This is a genomic window from Paenibacillus sp. FSL R5-0486, from assembly GCF_037975155.1.
Classification (GTDB): Bacteria; Bacillota; Bacilli; order Paenibacillales; family Paenibacillaceae; genus Paenibacillus; species Paenibacillus amylolyticus.
Genome location: NZ_CP150237.1, coordinates 2,722,733 through 2,738,143, shown reverse-complemented (window position 1 = coordinate 2,738,143; position 15,411 = coordinate 2,722,733). Strand labels below are relative to the sequence as shown.

At 43.5% G+C, this 15,411-nt stretch carries 17 protein-coding genes; 4 read left to right on the top strand and 13 right to left on the bottom strand.

Translation table 11 applies throughout. The annotated features are described in order from the left end of the window. Window positions 1-4: 4 nt before the first annotated feature. Both MKY01_RS12475 and MKY01_RS12470 read right to left on the bottom strand, forming a co-directional pair. Window positions 5-1,516 (bottom strand): sugar ABC transporter ATP-binding protein, encoded by a 1,512-nt coding sequence (locus MKY01_RS12475; protein WP_036609094.1) that lies wholly within the window; start codon window positions 1,514-1,516, stop codon window positions 5-7. 84 nt (window positions 1,517-1,600) lie between these two features. Continuing rightward, window positions 1,601-2,623, bottom strand: coding sequence for an ABC transporter substrate-binding protein (locus tag MKY01_RS12470; RefSeq protein ID WP_017689009.1), 1,023 nt, complete (start codon window positions 2,621-2,623; stop codon window positions 1,601-1,603). Window positions 2,624-2,866: 243 nt separating this feature from the next. Between MKY01_RS12470 and MKY01_RS12465 the strand changes: the two genes are divergently transcribed. From MKY01_RS12465 to MKY01_RS12455, 3 genes are read left to right on the top strand one after another with little or no spacing between them, the layout of a single operon-like run. Then, window positions 2,867-4,678 carry a sensor histidine kinase gene (locus MKY01_RS12465; protein WP_036609096.1) on the top strand — a complete coding sequence of 604 codons (1,812 nt, stop codon included), beginning with the start codon at window positions 2,867-2,869 and terminating at the stop codon, window positions 4,676-4,678. Between the two features lie 5 nt (window positions 4,679-4,683). Beyond that, window positions 4,684-6,273 (top strand): response regulator, encoded by a 1,590-nt coding sequence (locus MKY01_RS12460; protein WP_339287149.1) that lies wholly within the window; start codon window positions 4,684-4,686, stop codon window positions 6,271-6,273. Then, entirely contained in the window at window positions 6,266-7,231 is a 966-nt protein-coding gene (locus MKY01_RS12455) for a substrate-binding domain-containing protein (RefSeq protein ID WP_339286499.1), read from the top strand. Before MKY01_RS12460 ends, MKY01_RS12455 begins: the two co-directional genes overlap by 8 nt. 393 nt (window positions 7,232-7,624) lie before the next feature. Here MKY01_RS12455 and MKY01_RS12450 read toward each other — a convergent pair whose 3' ends face one another. From MKY01_RS12450 to MKY01_RS12415, 8 genes are all read right to left on the bottom strand, one after another. Then, window positions 7,625-8,149, bottom strand: coding sequence for a GNAT family protein (locus tag MKY01_RS12450; RefSeq protein ID WP_127546075.1), 525 nt, complete (start codon window positions 8,147-8,149; stop codon window positions 7,625-7,627). A 37-nt stretch (window positions 8,150-8,186) separates the two neighbouring features. Further along, on the bottom strand, window positions 8,187-8,510 hold the full coding sequence (locus MKY01_RS12445; RefSeq protein ID WP_100528755.1) for a hypothetical protein: 324 nt from the start codon (window positions 8,508-8,510) through the stop codon (window positions 8,187-8,189). A gap of 45 nt (window positions 8,511-8,555) precedes the next feature. Continuing rightward, a complete protein-coding gene (locus MKY01_RS12440; RefSeq protein WP_339286498.1) occupies window positions 8,556-9,002 on the bottom strand; it encodes a GNAT family N-acetyltransferase in 447 nt (148 codons plus the stop codon). A 180-nt stretch (window positions 9,003-9,182) separates the two neighbouring features. Beyond that, a complete protein-coding gene (locus MKY01_RS12435) occupies window positions 9,183-10,025 on the bottom strand; it encodes a phosphotransferase (RefSeq protein ID WP_339286497.1) in 843 nt (280 codons plus the stop codon). Between the two features lie 60 nt (window positions 10,026-10,085). Then, window positions 10,086-11,018, bottom strand: a complete 933-nt coding sequence (locus tag MKY01_RS12430; protein ID WP_339286496.1) for a hypothetical protein — start codon at window positions 11,016-11,018, stop codon at window positions 10,086-10,088. 34 nt (window positions 11,019-11,052) lie between these two features. Continuing rightward, on the bottom strand, window positions 11,053-11,880 hold the full coding sequence (locus MKY01_RS12425; protein ID WP_339286495.1) for a methyltransferase domain-containing protein: 828 nt from the start codon (window positions 11,878-11,880) through the stop codon (window positions 11,053-11,055). Between the two features lie 44 nt (window positions 11,881-11,924). Continuing rightward, the gene (locus tag MKY01_RS12420) at window positions 11,925-12,389 is read right to left on the bottom strand and encodes a hypothetical protein (protein WP_339286494.1); all 465 of its coding nucleotides are present in this window, start codon (window positions 12,387-12,389) and stop codon (window positions 11,925-11,927) included. Further along, complete coding sequence (locus MKY01_RS12415; protein ID WP_315371407.1) at window positions 12,386-12,559, bottom strand: hypothetical protein; 174 nt, start codon at window positions 12,557-12,559, stop codon at window positions 12,386-12,388. The genes MKY01_RS12420 and MKY01_RS12415 overlap by 4 nt, the downstream gene beginning before the upstream one ends. A 157-nt stretch (window positions 12,560-12,716) precedes the next feature. Between MKY01_RS12415 and MKY01_RS12410 the strand changes: the two genes are divergently transcribed. After that, the gene (locus tag MKY01_RS12410) at window positions 12,717-13,166 is read left to right on the top strand and encodes a DUF1569 domain-containing protein (RefSeq protein ID WP_127546060.1); all 450 of its coding nucleotides are present in this window, start codon (window positions 12,717-12,719) and stop codon (window positions 13,164-13,166) included. 106 nt (window positions 13,167-13,272) lie between these two features. On the opposite strand, the gene MKY01_RS12405 is transcribed toward MKY01_RS12410, so the two are convergent. From MKY01_RS12405 to MKY01_RS12395, 3 genes are all read right to left on the bottom strand, one after another. Then, window positions 13,273-13,854, bottom strand: coding sequence for an HAD-IA family hydrolase (locus MKY01_RS12405; RefSeq protein ID WP_315371408.1), 582 nt, complete (start codon window positions 13,852-13,854; stop codon window positions 13,273-13,275). A 48-nt stretch (window positions 13,855-13,902) separates the two neighbouring features. After that, a complete protein-coding gene (locus MKY01_RS12400) occupies window positions 13,903-14,838 on the bottom strand; it encodes an acetamidase/formamidase family protein (protein WP_339286493.1) in 936 nt (311 codons plus the stop codon). Window positions 14,839-14,925: 87 nt separating this feature from the next. Beyond that, window positions 14,926-15,405, bottom strand: a complete 480-nt coding sequence (locus MKY01_RS12395) for a DinB family protein (protein WP_127546051.1) — start codon at window positions 15,403-15,405, stop codon at window positions 14,926-14,928. Window positions 15,406-15,411 lie beyond the last annotated feature (6 nt).

The window sequence follows — 15,411 nt, the reverse complement described above, 5'->3', positions numbered from 1 at the left end:
CTCTTTAACCTCCTGCCATTGCTTTCATGATTTGCTGTTGATGGATCTGATCCCCGCTAAGTTCTTGCACTTTTTTGCGGTCCCGGATTACGGCAATCCGGTGGCTGACACGAATCACTTCTTCCAGCTCGGACGAAATGAACAGCACGGCCATGCCCTGCTTCGACAGAGAGAGCACCAGCTTCTGTATTTCAGTCTTGGCACCGATATCAATTCCACGCGTAGGTTCATCGAGAATCAACAGATCGGGGTTCATCAGCAACCACCGTGCAAGCAACACCTTTTGCTGATTACCGCCGCTCAGATTTTTAATTAAATGCTCCGGGTTTTTCGGATGGATATTTAACAGGTTGATGTACTTTTCGGCGATCTCATCCTGTTTCTTGCGTGAGATGGGTTTGGACCAGCCTCGTGTCGCTTGTAAAGCCAGAATAATGTTCTCCCGAATGGTCAAATCATCGATTATGCCTTCGGTTTTACGGTTCTCGGAGCAAAAAGCAATATTCTGATCAATTGCATGACGCGGCGACTTGACCGTACTTCCTGTATCTACAACGAGCAGCTTGCCTACATCTGAACGATCTGCACCAAAGAAAAGGCGAGCGATCTCGGTACGACCAGACCCCAATAACCCAGCCAAGCCCACGACTTCTCCTTTGCGAATGTCCAGATCAAATGGCTCAATTGCTCCTTTGCGTCCAAGTGCCTTAGCGGTAATTAACAGTTCTCCCGACTCCGCCTGGGCAGCATCCGCTTCCTTCGGAAGCTCCTCAAGCACCTCGAGTTCCTTGCCGATCATCTTGAGAACCAGTTCCATGCGTGGAAGTTCTGCGGCTATGTACTCTCCTTCCAATTCCCCGTTACGGAGCACCGTTAGACGATCCGACATTTCGTATACCTGATCAAGAAAATGAGTAACAAAAAGAATTGCGAGACCTTCACTCTTTAATTTGTGCATAATACGAAACAGTTGCTGAACCTCGTTTTTGTCCAGACTGGATGTGGGTTCATCCAATATGAGCACTTTTGCCGAGATGCTGAGTGCTCTTGCAATTGCAATCAGTTGTTGCATCGCGACCGAGTAAGTCTGTAAAGGAGCCTTAACGTCTATGGACAGATGTAATCTGTCTCGCAGAATGTTCTCCGCATCTTTGTTCATTTGCTTCCAATTGATTTTGCCAAATCGCATCGGCTCCCGCCCGATGAAAATATTCTCAGCGACCGTTAAGTTCGGACAAAGATTGACCTCTTGATAAACGGTACTGATTCCCGCCTTTTGCGCTTCAAGCGGACCGGAGATCGAAAGATGCCGGTTATCCATGGTTACCGTTCCTTCATCAATGGAATAAACGCCAGTCAGAACTTTAATAAGCGTCGACTTCCCCGCTCCATTCTCACCCATCAAGGCATGAATCTCGCCCGGAAACAAGCGAAAGCTGACGCTGGATAGCGCTTTAACCCCGGGAAATTGTTTGGTGATGCCTGTCATTTGCAAAATGGGTGCTTGCTCGGCCATATAACCCTCTCCTTTGTTATGGAAAAAAGTCATTTAGCGACAGCCTGGTCGAAAAATGACTTTTCGGTGTTATACGAATCTGCTTTAATATTCACGTGTTGGCAATGCTTCTTTGGCTTGCTCCGATGTGAAGGTCGTCTCATCCGTAACGATTCGGGGTTCGATGTCTTTCCCGTCCACTACCGATTGAACCGCTTCCATTAATTGAGGTCCTAACAACGGATTACATTCAACGATAAAGTTGATTTTGCCATCAGCAGCAGCCTGCATACCATCCTTCACGGCATCCACAGAGATAATGGTAATATCTACGCCTGGTTTCAATCCTGCCGCTTCAATGGCCTGGATTGCCCCAAGTGCCATATCGTCATTATGTGCATAGAGAACATCTATTTTTTTATGTGCTTTGAGGAAAGCTTGCATGACTTCTTTGCCTTTGGCACGTGTAAAGTCACCCGATTGTGAAGCAATCACTTTAAGCTTCGAATTGGAAGCAATCAATTCCATAAAGCCCTCTTGACGGTCATTCGCTGGTGCGGAGCCTGTTGTACCCTGCAGCTCAACAATGTTGATTTCGTCTTGTGTGTCCTTGTATTGGTCACTAAGCCACTGACCTGCTTTGCGTCCTTCTTCTACAAAGTCGGAACCAATAAAGGTTTTGTAGAGGGTTTTATCCGGCGAATCCACAGCACGGTCCGTCAAAATCACGGGAATTCCTGCATCCTTCGCTTCCTTCAATACGGTATCCCAACCGGATTCTACAACAGGGGAAAAAGCAATCACCGTCACCTTCTGTTGTATGAAGGATCGCAAAGCTTTAATTTGATTTTCCTGCTTCTGCTGCGCATCGGAGAATTTCAAATCATAACCCGCTTCTTTGGCTGAATCCTGAATCGACTTGGTATTCGCCGAACGCCAGCCACTCTCCGCACCAACCTGCGAAAAACCAAGCGTAATTGTTTTGGCGCTGGCAGGTGTACTGCCATTCCCACTCGTTGAAGTTTCATTATCGGAGCCTGCTCCTCCATTGGTACTGCTACATGCCGTGCTGACCAGCATCACCATAGCCAATGTTATGGCAAGTCCCCACTTTTTTTTGGTTCGCATGTTGTGATCCTCCCTTTTTTCGTTTCACCTTGTGGTGTGACCACATTATAGAACGCTTTCATTCCAAGCTTATATGGAGTCTCATACTTTATTTATGTAATAATTTAGTAATTTCAAAGAATGAAGTTTAAAAAGTGTAATTTCTTTGTTTAATTGTGTAGTATTTAGCGATTCTCTTACATATTAGAAAATCATGTTATACTAATGATACATTTTTGATCCCTTCAGATGGAGTGGAAAACGTTGAAACTCATTCAATGGATTGCTTCAAGCCTCAGGCTTAAATTACTCAGCATGTTTATCATCCTCAGTTCAGTACCACTGATCGTGGTTGGATTGATTTCTTACCACAAATCCTATACGGTCGTATCCAATCATAACAAGGCCTCGACACAGCTGGTTGCCGACCAGCTTGCTAGGAACATTGACATCTTGTTTGAGGATACGGAACGGCTACTCGAACTGGGCAAGAACCCGCAAGTGCTTCAATACTTGTATTCTCAATCGGAGTCCTACCCGGAAGCCAAAGCCATCCTTCAGACATACAATCTTTATCGGGAAACCTACAAGTATGACAAGGTACTTAATATCTCATTCGTGAATTTCTATGGAAAAGGCATAAGTGAACGAAAAGGCGTGTTCAAGCTGGAACGAAATCCGCTGCGTAACCCGTACTTCAAGTATCTGATACAGTATCCGGATGCCATTCTGCGCATCCCTCATTCTGCAGCCTATGCCGAATATAACAGGCTGGATGGGTTTGCTTACCCTAAACAGAATGCGCTTTCAATTATAACCACGGTCAAAGAGCGAATTACGCATGAGGTCATCGGGTTCATAGTGATTGATTTGAATGATTCATTCATTGATGATTTTTTGACGAATACCCCCATTAAGGATTCCGGTTTTTTCTATATTAGTGATCAATACGGAAATACACTCTTCAGGCCGGATGTCACCCCGGCATCCATAACCATGATGGATCAGATCCGATCGGTCCCTTTACATCTACAGCACGACAGCTTTATCCTGTCTGCAGGATCCAAACCCCAGTTTGTTGTATACAGCACCTCAAAACAGACCGGATGGAAAATGATCGGGGTAGCTCCTTATCAGGAAATCATTGCAGAGGCCAATAGCATTCGCCAATTGATCATCATTACGGTTTTGTTAAGTGCTTTCTTTGCGATATCGTTATATTTTTTCCTGAATAACCGACTGATTCTTCCCATCCGAATTCTGATGAACAAGATGCGTAAAGCTGCAAACGGTTACTTGGAAGCCAAAGTCACACCACATGGCTCAGACGAAATTGCTGATCTGGGCAAAAGTTTCAATGTGATGCTGGATAAGCTCAAAATGCTAATCGAAAAGAGCATTCGAGAGAATGAACAGGTGAAAATAGCTGAACTACGTACGTTGCAAGCTCAAATCAACCCTCATTTCCTGTATAACACGTTGGAATCCATCCTATGGATGGCTGAAGCAGAGAAAAAAGAAAATGTAATCAAACTTGTGCAGGCCCTCTCGAAGTTCTTTCGTTTGAGTCTGAACAAAGGATTCGACTGGGTATCCATTCAAACCGAGCTTGAACATGCGCGGAGTTACTTGGTTATTCAACAGATGAGGTACCACGATATTCTCACCTACGAGATCAGCGTTGATCGTGAGCTTCAGGATTATCCCATTTTGAAGATGACGCTGCAGCCCCTGATTGAAAACGCGCTCTACCATGGGATCAAGAACAAACGCGGTCAAGGGCTGATATCCATACACGGATATGTAGAGGACAATAGCATCATTCTCACCGTACAGGACAACGGAATTGGCATGTCTGCGGATCGATTGGCACAATTACGTGAAGAGCTGGAGAAGCCGGCCGGTTCCCGTTCACCCCAAGATGACGAGCAGGAAGGCGGATTTGGTCTGCTCAATGTACATCACCGGATTCGACTCTATTTTGGACCAGCTTATGGCGTTGAAATGGAAAGTACCTATATGGAAGGCAGCACATTTATGATTCGTATCCCCAAAAGCAAGGAGGTTAACCGTTGAAAAAGGTGATGATTGTGGATGACGAAATTGGAATTCGGGAGAATATACGGAGCTGCATCGATTGGGAAAAGGAAGGTTTTCACTATTGCGGGGATGCACCCGACGGCGAGCTTGCGTTACCTTTAATTCATGAATGGGCTCCGGATATTCTGATTACGGATATCAAAATGCCATTTATGAACGGATTGGAACTGACCTCCATCGTTCGCACTCAACAACCTGATATCAAAATCATTATCATGAGCGGTCATGATGAATTCAGTTATGCCCAGGAGGCTATCCGACTTGGTGTGACCGAGTACTGTCTAAAGCCCATTAGTGCAGCAGAGCTAATCCAAATGCTTCATAAGGTCAGCAAACAAATGGATGAAGAACATCAACGCATGACAAACCGAACGATCACCAAAGAAAAACTGCTGGCCGATCTGTGCGGAGGACTCATCGGTACAACCGATGCGATTGAATCAGCCAAACAACTCTCACTTCCACTCTCGGCCCGGTATTATACAATTGTCATTATCGACGTTCGATTAACAGATGACTCCCGGGACCCGGAATCCCTGATGAAGAAGCTGCTTCCCATACTGGAGGAAACTCGTGATCCCCACGTCGAACTTCTTCCTTATATTCGAAGCCGGACCGAGTTGGTGCTTCTGCTCAAGTATCACTCCGATGACAGCATATCCGTATATCTGGAGCAGCTTCGCGGGCGGGTTCGTATGGAACTTGAGCATACGTTCAAATGTAATATTATTCTGGGCATTGGCAGTCAACAGGAGCGGCTGCAAGGAATTCATGTCTCGTATCTGGAAGCGGAGGAGGATAAATATATTAATCGACTCACCCTTCAGAACAGAGCTTCTCTACATGACATTAACCTGGATGAGCAAACGACTCTTTTTCTCGACAGGAATTCGTTTCTTGAATTTCTCAAAATCGGCAGCCCCAATCTGCGTGACCATTTTTTGCAAGAGTTTGCCGCTCCATTACAGTCCTTCGACTGGAAGTCCTCCTCGTATGGCTTCTATCTGTTGAATGATCTTACGCTGGAGTCGTTTCGGCTCGCGAATCAGTTGTTCCGCATGAGTGACCATTCGGATGAGAACATTACTTCCCTACAACAGACGATTCGGAAGATTACGTGCTGGGAGGATTGTACCCAATATCTGTGTTCCCTGCTTAACCTGTTATGGCAGAGAAGAGCAGCGTGCTCTGGAAAATACAGTGATGTCATTGATCAGGTGAAAGCCTATGTATCCCGTGAATACAATAACGAACAAGTCTCGTTGAAGATGATTTCTGCACACGTCAGAATCAGTCCAAGTCATCTAAGCAAGATTTTCAGTCAGGAAACTGGTCAAACGATAACAGAGTATCTAACCCAGATTCGAATCGGCAAAGCCAAGGAGCTGCTGAAAACAACCAACAGCAAAACCTTTGAGATTGCTTACAAAGTTGGTTACAATGACTCTCACTATTTTTCTAATATATTCAAGAAAACAACAGGTTTTACGCCAAGAGAATACCGCACTCAAGGAACCGAGGAATCGCAGGCCAGATCATCAGATACGAGAAAAGAGCCAATGTATGAATAAAGCCAGATTTGCACTTTTACTTACACTAATCCTTCTGCTCCCGATGATCATTTCATCCGGTTCGGCACACATTCGCCCACAGCAGATGGCTGCAACACTTCCTGCGACTTCACCTGTAGAGAAATTTGCAGCGAGCAAAACTTTCGGTATTATTTATCCAATGACGTATCCAACCTATGAGATGATCACGAAGGATGCAACGGAGTATGCAGAGAAACACGATATTACATTAATTGTAAACGCACCTGATGAAGCCAATACCGAACAACAGATACGTATCATGGAGAATATGATCAAACAGCATGTGGACGGGATAGCTATATCTCCTGTGGATGCTGCTGCACTTACACCCGTTATTGATGCAGCCCAAGCTGCAGGTATTCCTGTCATTACATTTGAGTCAGATGTCCCATCCAGTCATCGAATCGCTTATGTGGGCGCCGATAACTATCGCACTGGCCAGCAGTTCGCGATGACGACTACAAGACTTCTGCATAATCAAGGCATGATTCTTGTCGAGAATGGTTTGGAGGAGATGCAAGGTTTGCAGCAGCGGCTTAATGGATTCATTGATTACATCCGCAGTGAAACAGACATCGAGATCTTGGAAGTTCGTTATCATCAAGGGAATGAAGATCAAGCCATGTCCGATATGGAGAACATGATTCAGGCTCACCCTCACTTCAATGCCATTATCGGGCTCGATTTTGTTTCTGTCTCTGCCTCTACCCTGATCTGGAAAGCAAAAGGCCTTAACCGGCATTTAATCGCGTTCGGTGATAGCCCGACTAGTGAAAACGGGTTGCTCAACGGTCAATTGTCTGCCGTTATTTCGCAGAATGAAGGAGTCTGGGGTGCCAAAATGATGGAGACCCTGTTACTCGCTAGCGACAGTGTGCCTGTGAAGGAATTTATTGATACGGGGATCATTGAAATAAATCAGAAAGAAAGCAATTAAGGGGATGTCCGCCTGTCATTCTGATGACAGGCGGACATCCCCTTTTAATTTTCGTACACGTAGTTATTTCTACCCTTTACGGTTTAGCTTCATAATGATCCGATCCAGGATGAACCCCACTCCGCCCCAAAACATCAAATGGAACAAGTATATTAACGGCCTGAACAATGAGTTCGTCTCTGGATTTGTATTTATCTTGGTCAACCAGTCATTCAGCAACGGATTTATAGGATTCGTTAGGTAAATCAGAATATTCTTATCATCATTTCCTGATAGATTAATGAAACATACGGTTAGCGAGAAAATAACAAACCAAAAAGTCAGCTTTTTCAGTATGCTCAGCATGACGAGTGGGAGAACCTCCTCTCAAGTATGATGATCGCTTTTGATAAGCTATTTTTTCCATTCATTTTCTAATATGCTCATTTCGATTAGATTCCAGAATGTATCTTCATATCTTCTCGCATCACGAATAAGTCCCTCTTGTACAAAGCCCGCTTTTTCATAACATCGGATGGCTGAGACATTAAAATCAAATACGCCCAGACTGATCCGGTGCAACTTCTCCTCTTCAAATCCAATTCGAAGTGCCTCATCGATCATTTGCTTCCCATAACCTTTACCCTGATACGGCTCGCCAAGTAGCACCTTACCGATACGCCCTGAACGATTATATCGATCGATACCGCCAAGAGCAATATGACCCACAATCTCCTGAGTTGATTCATCCATCACTTTATAAATGAACTTATTTGAAGTGTTCTTATCATTGGCACCCTGCAAATAATCCGATAGTTGCTCTCTGGAAAGTGGATATTGGAACTGAGGGCCGGCCCACTGGAGCAAAAATGCTTCATCCCCACTCCATTCGATCAGTTTATCAAAATCTTCCGGTTCAAAGTATTGGAATGTAATCATGTATATCCGCCCTTTCTTTTTTATGTCATATCATAACCTATTTCAGTTCTCTTGTGTCGTCATAATTATGAGTTTCATCAAACGCTCTGTTTCTTATATTCATTTCATGAATGTAGTTTCTGACAACATTCATTGTACTAATTAAACAGATAACTCCACCCAAAATGCATATCGCGCCTATCCAATAATTCAGTACAAAATTCACTTGATAATCACTCGGAGTATAGCTGCCAGCTGCTGCTGACTGGAATGCTGCATACCCTAGCTTAGGAATCACCTCTTCAATCATTTTCGAGATTGTAATAATCACAATTCCCAGCATGATAAAGAGTAATGAGAAAATAATGTGTATATGCTTCAAAGACAAGCTACCTCCTTTACAATCCAAATCGCGTGTGTTTTGGCACTACTTGCATCTTAGAAGCCGAACGACTTCGCCATCAATCAGCCCTTCACTTACGCTGTGAAAACCAAATGATTCATACAGATTTCCGGCGATACCATTTTCCGGCCTGTGTCCAATCATGATGCGTTTGCAATTCAGCGATTCTTTCATTAGATCAATCAACTTCCTAAGCGCTTCTCTTCCATAACCTCTGCCCTGATATTTTGTATCTATCATTAGAGCAAGAAGCCAGTAGTTATCCTCATGATCGGGCTTATCTGAGTACACAGCAAAACCAACCAGATCCGAATCAAAATAGATGGCCATGGGTTGAAAGTCTTCCACTACTTTGGATTCAGCAATCCAATATACAACTGGCGCGGGAAAACTTTTTTTCTGTTCTTCCGTTACATTAAGTTGAGTACATGCATACCAATTATCCACCGACACACTTTTTAATTGAATCATAAATTGAAACTCCTCCTAGTGAAAATTACACAGAGGAATCCCACTGAAGACTTCCTTGGGTCCTCTGCGCTAGACAAAAACACCTCTGGCAACTTCATTTCTTCTACTCAGATTTGTATTGTTTCTCATATCACATCACTCCTCTCACGTATATTTCAGCGTTTCAACGAAATTTCACGATTAAGCCTTGTTAAAGCTCGCTTGCAGTGTCCATTCTAATCTGCGGAGCCATTCCCTATGTACATCTGGATGAGCATTCTTGATTCGGTTCATGATCTGTATTACTTTGGATGTGGAATATGCCCGAATTAGATCATTTGTTACATCAATATTTGTACGTTCTGTATATGCATTTAAGAAGACTTCTGACAGATCCTTTGCCATGTGAGGGTAATGAAGATGCACAAACCAGACCACCCATGCGATATCAAACAACGGATTGCCCCATCCTGCCCACTCCCAGTCCAAAATGAACATTGAATCGTTGGATAACATGACATTATGTGGTCCGTAATCTCCGTGAATCAGAGTTTGCTCCCCATGATCGGAAATGTCCAACACTTCTTTTACCATGCTTTTGATTCCGGAGGGTACAAACTCAAGTTCCTCCACATCATTAGCGGACTTCGTTATGACTGGCAGCTCTGCTTCGCAGTCACCTCGTTTGATTGTGTGCACGTCTCTGGCGAGATATATACCAAGTTGCTCATAAATTTTCCTGCCTTGGTCACGTCCATCTTGATCCAGCAGCCTCTGTGCGTTTATTCCTGGAACATAATCCATCATAACAAACAGCCAGTTTTCTTTTTCAAAGCAATCATGCACTCGCGGAGTCACGCCAGAATGATTTAACAACCTTAGCGCGCTTATTTCTGTCCTTGCATCTGTATTTTCTACATGATAGATTTTAGCAATCATCTGCGGATCAGTTCCCTCAAGTAAAAGGGTCGTATTGGTATAACCACCTGTTAGTTTAACAATGTTCACATTCGGAAATCTGTTTAACAAGATGTCATGGTTCACTTCATGCATTCCTTCTTTCTTAGTCCTTGAAGTTCAGTCCTCTTTTAGACAACCTCAAACCTAATCTTCGATCTCTGAAAGCATAGGGCTATGTTTAATCAGTTCAGCGATTTCAAAAGATTTATTGGCACCTAACACTTCCCTAACAGCTTCAACCCCCTCTGACTTCCAGACCGAACAGACATATTTAGAAAAAGCATACCCATTCAAAGCATATCCATTATCCTGTAGCCGTCTGAATAACCCCACACTTTCCTCTACCTTTTCAATATCTGTCAAAATACATGCCAGATTGTTCATCGCGATGTGAACATCTCTCTGTGAGTTACTGGATGAATTCAATTGTCTCCAGCTACCTACAACTTCCTGATTTTTTATTTGATCTAATGCTGACCAGTCGATCTTGTTTATCAAATTCAGCGTTTCATCCAGAAGCAGATTTACTTCTCTAACCTCCCCAACATGATGCAGATAGGCCAGACGCTGTTTGTTGTATGTAATTCGGGCAAAAAGAATATTGGACCATGTCTCATCTTCTTGTATAAGCTGGTTCATATTTTCAAGCACACTGTCCATTTCACTGTATCTCTCCAAAACCCAAAGCGAACCACCCAAAGCCCGATGGCTCTCGAATCGAACACCTCGGTTGGTATCCAACTTCGGGGCATAATCGCAAGCATATTGGTACCAATCCATCCAATGATCAAAGTAGTTCCCTAGAGATAACGACAACGCTTGTGTCGAATCCGAAACGATCCAGTGTAACTGCTCCGGGGTGAGATTTTCTTTTCCCCATTTGAAGAATTCCCGGTGATTGGCATAAAGCGGTTCCGGCTCCCTTAACAAGGCATAACCATCTGAAACGTTCCAGTAGACCCAGCCCTGTTCATTAACAGATAATGGTCTGGATTGTTCATAGTTTTTCAGTAACTCAATCATACCCTGATGATCCCCTCGAACTACTAATTCCTGAAAAGAATGAACGATATTCATCCCCACCCTCCGTCCCTAATTAGTTTCAACCCAGCTATGTCAATGGCTTCGTACCGCAAGCTGTAATGAAATTCATCATGGCATAGGCTTCCGGCGAATGATTTATCGCTTCAGAAGCTTGTTGCAGCTGAGCAAATTCCTCCGAACTGATCACACCTTTTTCAGCAAAATGTACAAAACGATTAAGATTAAACTGGTGCTTAAAGCCTTCGATGCCTAACAGATCACTATGTTGAAGGACAGAATCAATGTCAACATCGATGTATCCGCTCTCAGAAAGGAGACGCGGCAGACTTCTGCCAATTAAGCGATTACCACCGTGTTGTGCTACATAGTCCGAAATTTTCATTAATACCGTATGCAAAGCAGGTACATCAGGATTCACTGCTCCAAAAACGCCGTCATCCACATCAATAATGGCAAGACGGCCGCCAGGCTTCAGTACACGATATATCTCTTGTGCAGCTTCGTTTGGATTGTTCAAGTGAAGAAAGATCAGTCTTGCCACGACAAAATCAAAAGAATCATCAGGCAGATCCATCTGGTAGATGGAAGACTCTACAAATTGTAATCGCGTGGAAGGAATATCTTTCAGCCGTTCTTTGGCTTGTGCTTGCAGTGAACGATCAATCTCAAGCGAGGTAAACTCGCTCTCCGGCAGACTGTTCAATAATTGCTCTGTGATGTAACCCGGTCCGCTTCCGACCTCCAATACACGCATTCCATTTTTCAAACCATACCACTCTAGATTTCGAAATTCTTTGGACCACCCCATTAACGCCTGCATCTTTAACCTCTCTAATTCCTCTTGTAAACTTAACACTGCCGTTTGGATAATGTATGTTGAACGCGGATCACTCATATATTCCCTCCTGTTCTTCTGTGGAAAAATAAAAACATATATCCTTAGACCTTTTTCTTCCCTAGAAAAAGGGCAACCTTATGTTGTTTCTCTATCGTTCCACCTGTAGCATCAATGGAATGTTTGATTCGCTCTAGAAGTGAACGCCGAACATCAATAGAAAGCCGCTGATGTTTGGAATTGGTATTTAACAGCGTGACATACTCTTCGCTGGAACAGGACTGTATCCAGTTATACTCCTTAACCTCAATATCCGTGAACATGCCAGATTTTTCTGTTATTTCTTTACGCTCCTGGATAACTTCATCTGGCGAAGGATATTGAGAATCATCCAGATGAGGGGCTAATGCTATGTAGTGGGAACGAATTTCATTGTGTAGCTGGTCATAGACCGGTATATGAATCGTCCAGAAAAGTCCAATGCCGCCTGTATTCTCTAGCAATTCCCAAACCCGGTGGTAACCAACTTTCGGATCAATGAAGTGAAAGGCCGTTCCAGACACAATCAATTGAAATCACTTTCCTTGGCCTGCCCCGTTCCGCAGCCAATCTCAAGAATGGAATCCTCTTTATTAAGATTCAGATATGTAAAAATATCATCAAACATTTCACTCGGATAGACGGGTCTATATCGTTCATATTCATCTGCTACGAGATTAAACGTTTCCTTATTTTCCAAGTTCGCATCCTCCGATTTCAATTGTGGTTTTCCTATAATACATTGACTAAAGTTACCATATCTTATTATTCTTGATAGTAAGAGGATAAACCTTTCAATAAGAGAATGATGATAGTTTAAGTTCAAATTTTATATCCTAGAGGACTGAGGTGTTCTTGTGAAAAGTATATTTGATACGATCAATGCTGCTGAAATTACAGAGCGCATGGCTCAACTTAGTGAAAAATCCATCCCTGAATGGGGCACGATGCAGGTCTCTCAAATGCTGGCTCACTGTTCAGCATTTCATGATATCCCCTTAGGAAATGCTTTTCCACCTAGAGGATTACTTGGGAGACTTATAGGACGGTTCGCAAAACCAATGTTTTATAATGACAAGCCCTTGCCCCATAATATGTCTACGATCCCGACAATCATTATTGATGATCAACGACAGTTTATAGAAGAAAAAGAAAAGCTTGAGCAGCAGATTAATATCTTTCAACAAGGTGCTTCAGATAAATTCTCCCGCCACCCCCATCCCTTCTTCGGAAAATTAACAGCCGAGCAATGGGGTAAAGGCATATACAAGCATTTAGATCATCATCTAAAGCAATTTGGAGTTTAGCGGTTATGCACGGTGTGCCAGTTATGCATGCTGTTCTATTATTCCTTTCATTGACTGACGAGTTCAGCATGTAATATCCGGAACTTATTGGTTTCTGGATTACATTCTAAATTAGCAATGACTCAACTTCATTAACCCAATCTCCTTCTTCGTCAGCCAGTAAAGTCCTCCAACCAAGTAGTTTAGCAGAATGTAAATTTTTCTCTTGATCATCTATAAATAGAACCTCTTCTCCAGCTGCCAGGAGGGTTTTGACCCGTTGGTATATCTCAATCTCAGGTTTGCATAAACCCACTTGATTAGAGATGGTTACACTTTTGGTAAATGAGAATAAACGGCTCAGATTCGGCTCAATCCATTCCTTACAATGATTGCTGAGTAGATGGATATCTGCGAACTCACTCCATCGCTCAAGGTATTGAGCGGCTGGTAAGGGAACAATCGAATTGTATAAGATGTCCTTCGCTCGGCTTATTGATAATTCAGGATACATCTCCTTCAACGATTGCCAGAACTCTTCTTCCCTCATCATTCCTGTCCAGAGCTTTCGTTTGATTCCTGCAAAATGTACTTTCAAAGATTCTGCCGATAGGTTGGTTTCCTCACTCATATCTTTCCAGCACGTCAACGACATATTACTTAACAAAACCCCTGCGATATCTAAAACGATCTGTGGTCTGCCTTTCATTTTATCGACCCCCGATTTCAACTAATACGACGTATAACAGTCCTTAAGTCACTTAAAAGCGTCATGCGGAAGGACAGCATGTACACCCTTAACGCCATTCACAATTTGGGTGATACGCAGGTCAATTACCGCGCTTCCAAGTGCAATCGCTTCCACTCGTTCTAGTCCGTACAACTCACCCATCAGATTGAGCATCCCATCTAATGCTTCAACCGTAGCCTCATTCAGATCTTCATGAAAACCGAAGGTAATCCAGCCGGATGGCGTATGTGCACGAGGATTGGTCAAAATCATATCATCAATCACATTAAGCGTGACATCCACCACTTTCATCGGACATTCAATGGCCTGACAGCTGACTTCACCGTCTCCCTGCCGTGCATGACCATCACCAATCGCGAGATAACCCCCGTCTACGGGGATAGGTAAATATAATTTACTTCCCTGCACCAGTTCCTTGCAGTCGATGTTCCCTCCACAATAGCGAGGCGGCCAAGTCGTATGAATTCCACCTGACTCTGGCGGCATGCCCACTACACCCATAAACGGCGAGAGAGATACAGTGAAGGACTTTCCTTTTATTTCACAGCTTCCACTCATCGTTCGGCGATCAAGTGTCCAGTTCAGCGACAGTTCTTCAACCTCTGTTAGATGTAACTTCTGGTTCTGCCAGTTCGGATATCCGCCGGCGGAAGTAAACCCGTAACTTCCGGGTACGATCTCATTAAAAACAATCTCCAACGTCTGTCCTTGCTTCGCCTCATCGATATAGATCGGACCGATTAAGGCATGACCTCCATCTTTTTCACCTTGACGATCAACAGGTTTCATGCGTTCCACATAACTCACACCCATGCCCCAGCCCGCATCTAGCGTCTGAAAACGAATGGAATCACCAGATTTCACGCTCAAAATGGGGGTTACCTCATTGGTAAATGAACCGATCAGATTTTCCTGAGTTAATTCAATCGTATGACTACTCACTACAATCCCTCCCTGGTTTGGGATACATATTATATTCAAAGCAAGCAACATGCTGTGTTCCGTGTCACCCCCTGCCTGCTAAATCCTTTACGCTTCAAGGTTGGCAAGATATTTCTTCAACGGTTCCATATGATGCTGGTCATGCCATATAAAATCTTTAAGGTATTGGGGAATATAAAATACGTTCCCCTCTGCGTCCAAATACGTCTGATGAAGCTGTTCCTCCGATAACCCTCGAATGTCATTCATAATTTTATGGCGGTACGTGATAGCCTTATTTACGATTTCGGACGTCTCTGTGCGGTTCCCGTACTCAATAGCTTTGCGATTAAACTCTTCAAAATCCATTTGTTTCAACGTAACTGTCTGCTTCAGAGCAATCTTCTCAATCGCTTCTTTGTAAAAATATCTATCCCATAACATCATGTGGCTGACGATGGATTTTATCGTCCATTTCCCTTCTTCCATGCTGGAATTCCAGGTCTTCTCTTCAAGATGATTCATCGTCTTGACAAACAACGCCCATTCTTCAAAAGTTTGAAGCAAATGTTCAATCTCTTTAGTCATGATTAC

What these genes read in the sequence shown, in the direction of transcription:
- MKY01_RS12470 (WP_017689009.1), bottom strand. Translation starts at nt 2,623, where the DNA reads ATGCGAACCAAAAAAAAGTGGGGACTTGCCATAACATTGGCTATGGTG.
- MKY01_RS12475 (WP_036609094.1), bottom strand. Translation starts at nt 1,516, where the DNA reads ATGGCCGAGCAAGCACCCATTTTGCAAATGACAGGCATCACCAAACAA.
- MKY01_RS12430 (WP_339286496.1), bottom strand. Translation starts at nt 11,018, where the DNA reads ATGAATATCGTTCATTCTTTTCAGGAATTAGTAGTTCGAGGGGATCAT.
- MKY01_RS12450 (WP_127546075.1), bottom strand. Translation starts at nt 8,149, where the DNA reads ATGATTACATTCCAATACTTTGAACCGGAAGATTTTGATAAACTGATC.
- MKY01_RS12425 (WP_339286495.1), bottom strand. Translation starts at nt 11,880, where the DNA reads ATGAGTGATCCGCGTTCAACATACATTATCCAAACGGCAGTGTTAAGT.
- MKY01_RS12405 (WP_315371408.1), bottom strand. Translation starts at nt 13,854, where the DNA reads ATGAAAGGCAGACCACAGATCGTTTTAGATATCGCAGGGGTTTTGTTA.
- MKY01_RS12395 (WP_127546051.1), bottom strand. Translation starts at nt 15,405, where the DNA reads ATGACTAAAGAGATTGAACATTTGCTTCAAACTTTTGAAGAATGGGCG.
- MKY01_RS12455 (WP_339286499.1), top strand. Translation starts at nt 6,266, where the DNA reads ATGAATAAAGCCAGATTTGCACTTTTACTTACACTAATCCTTCTGCTC.
- MKY01_RS12440 (WP_339286498.1), bottom strand. Translation starts at nt 9,002, where the DNA reads ATGATTCAATTAAAAAGTGTGTCGGTGGATAATTGGTATGCATGTACT.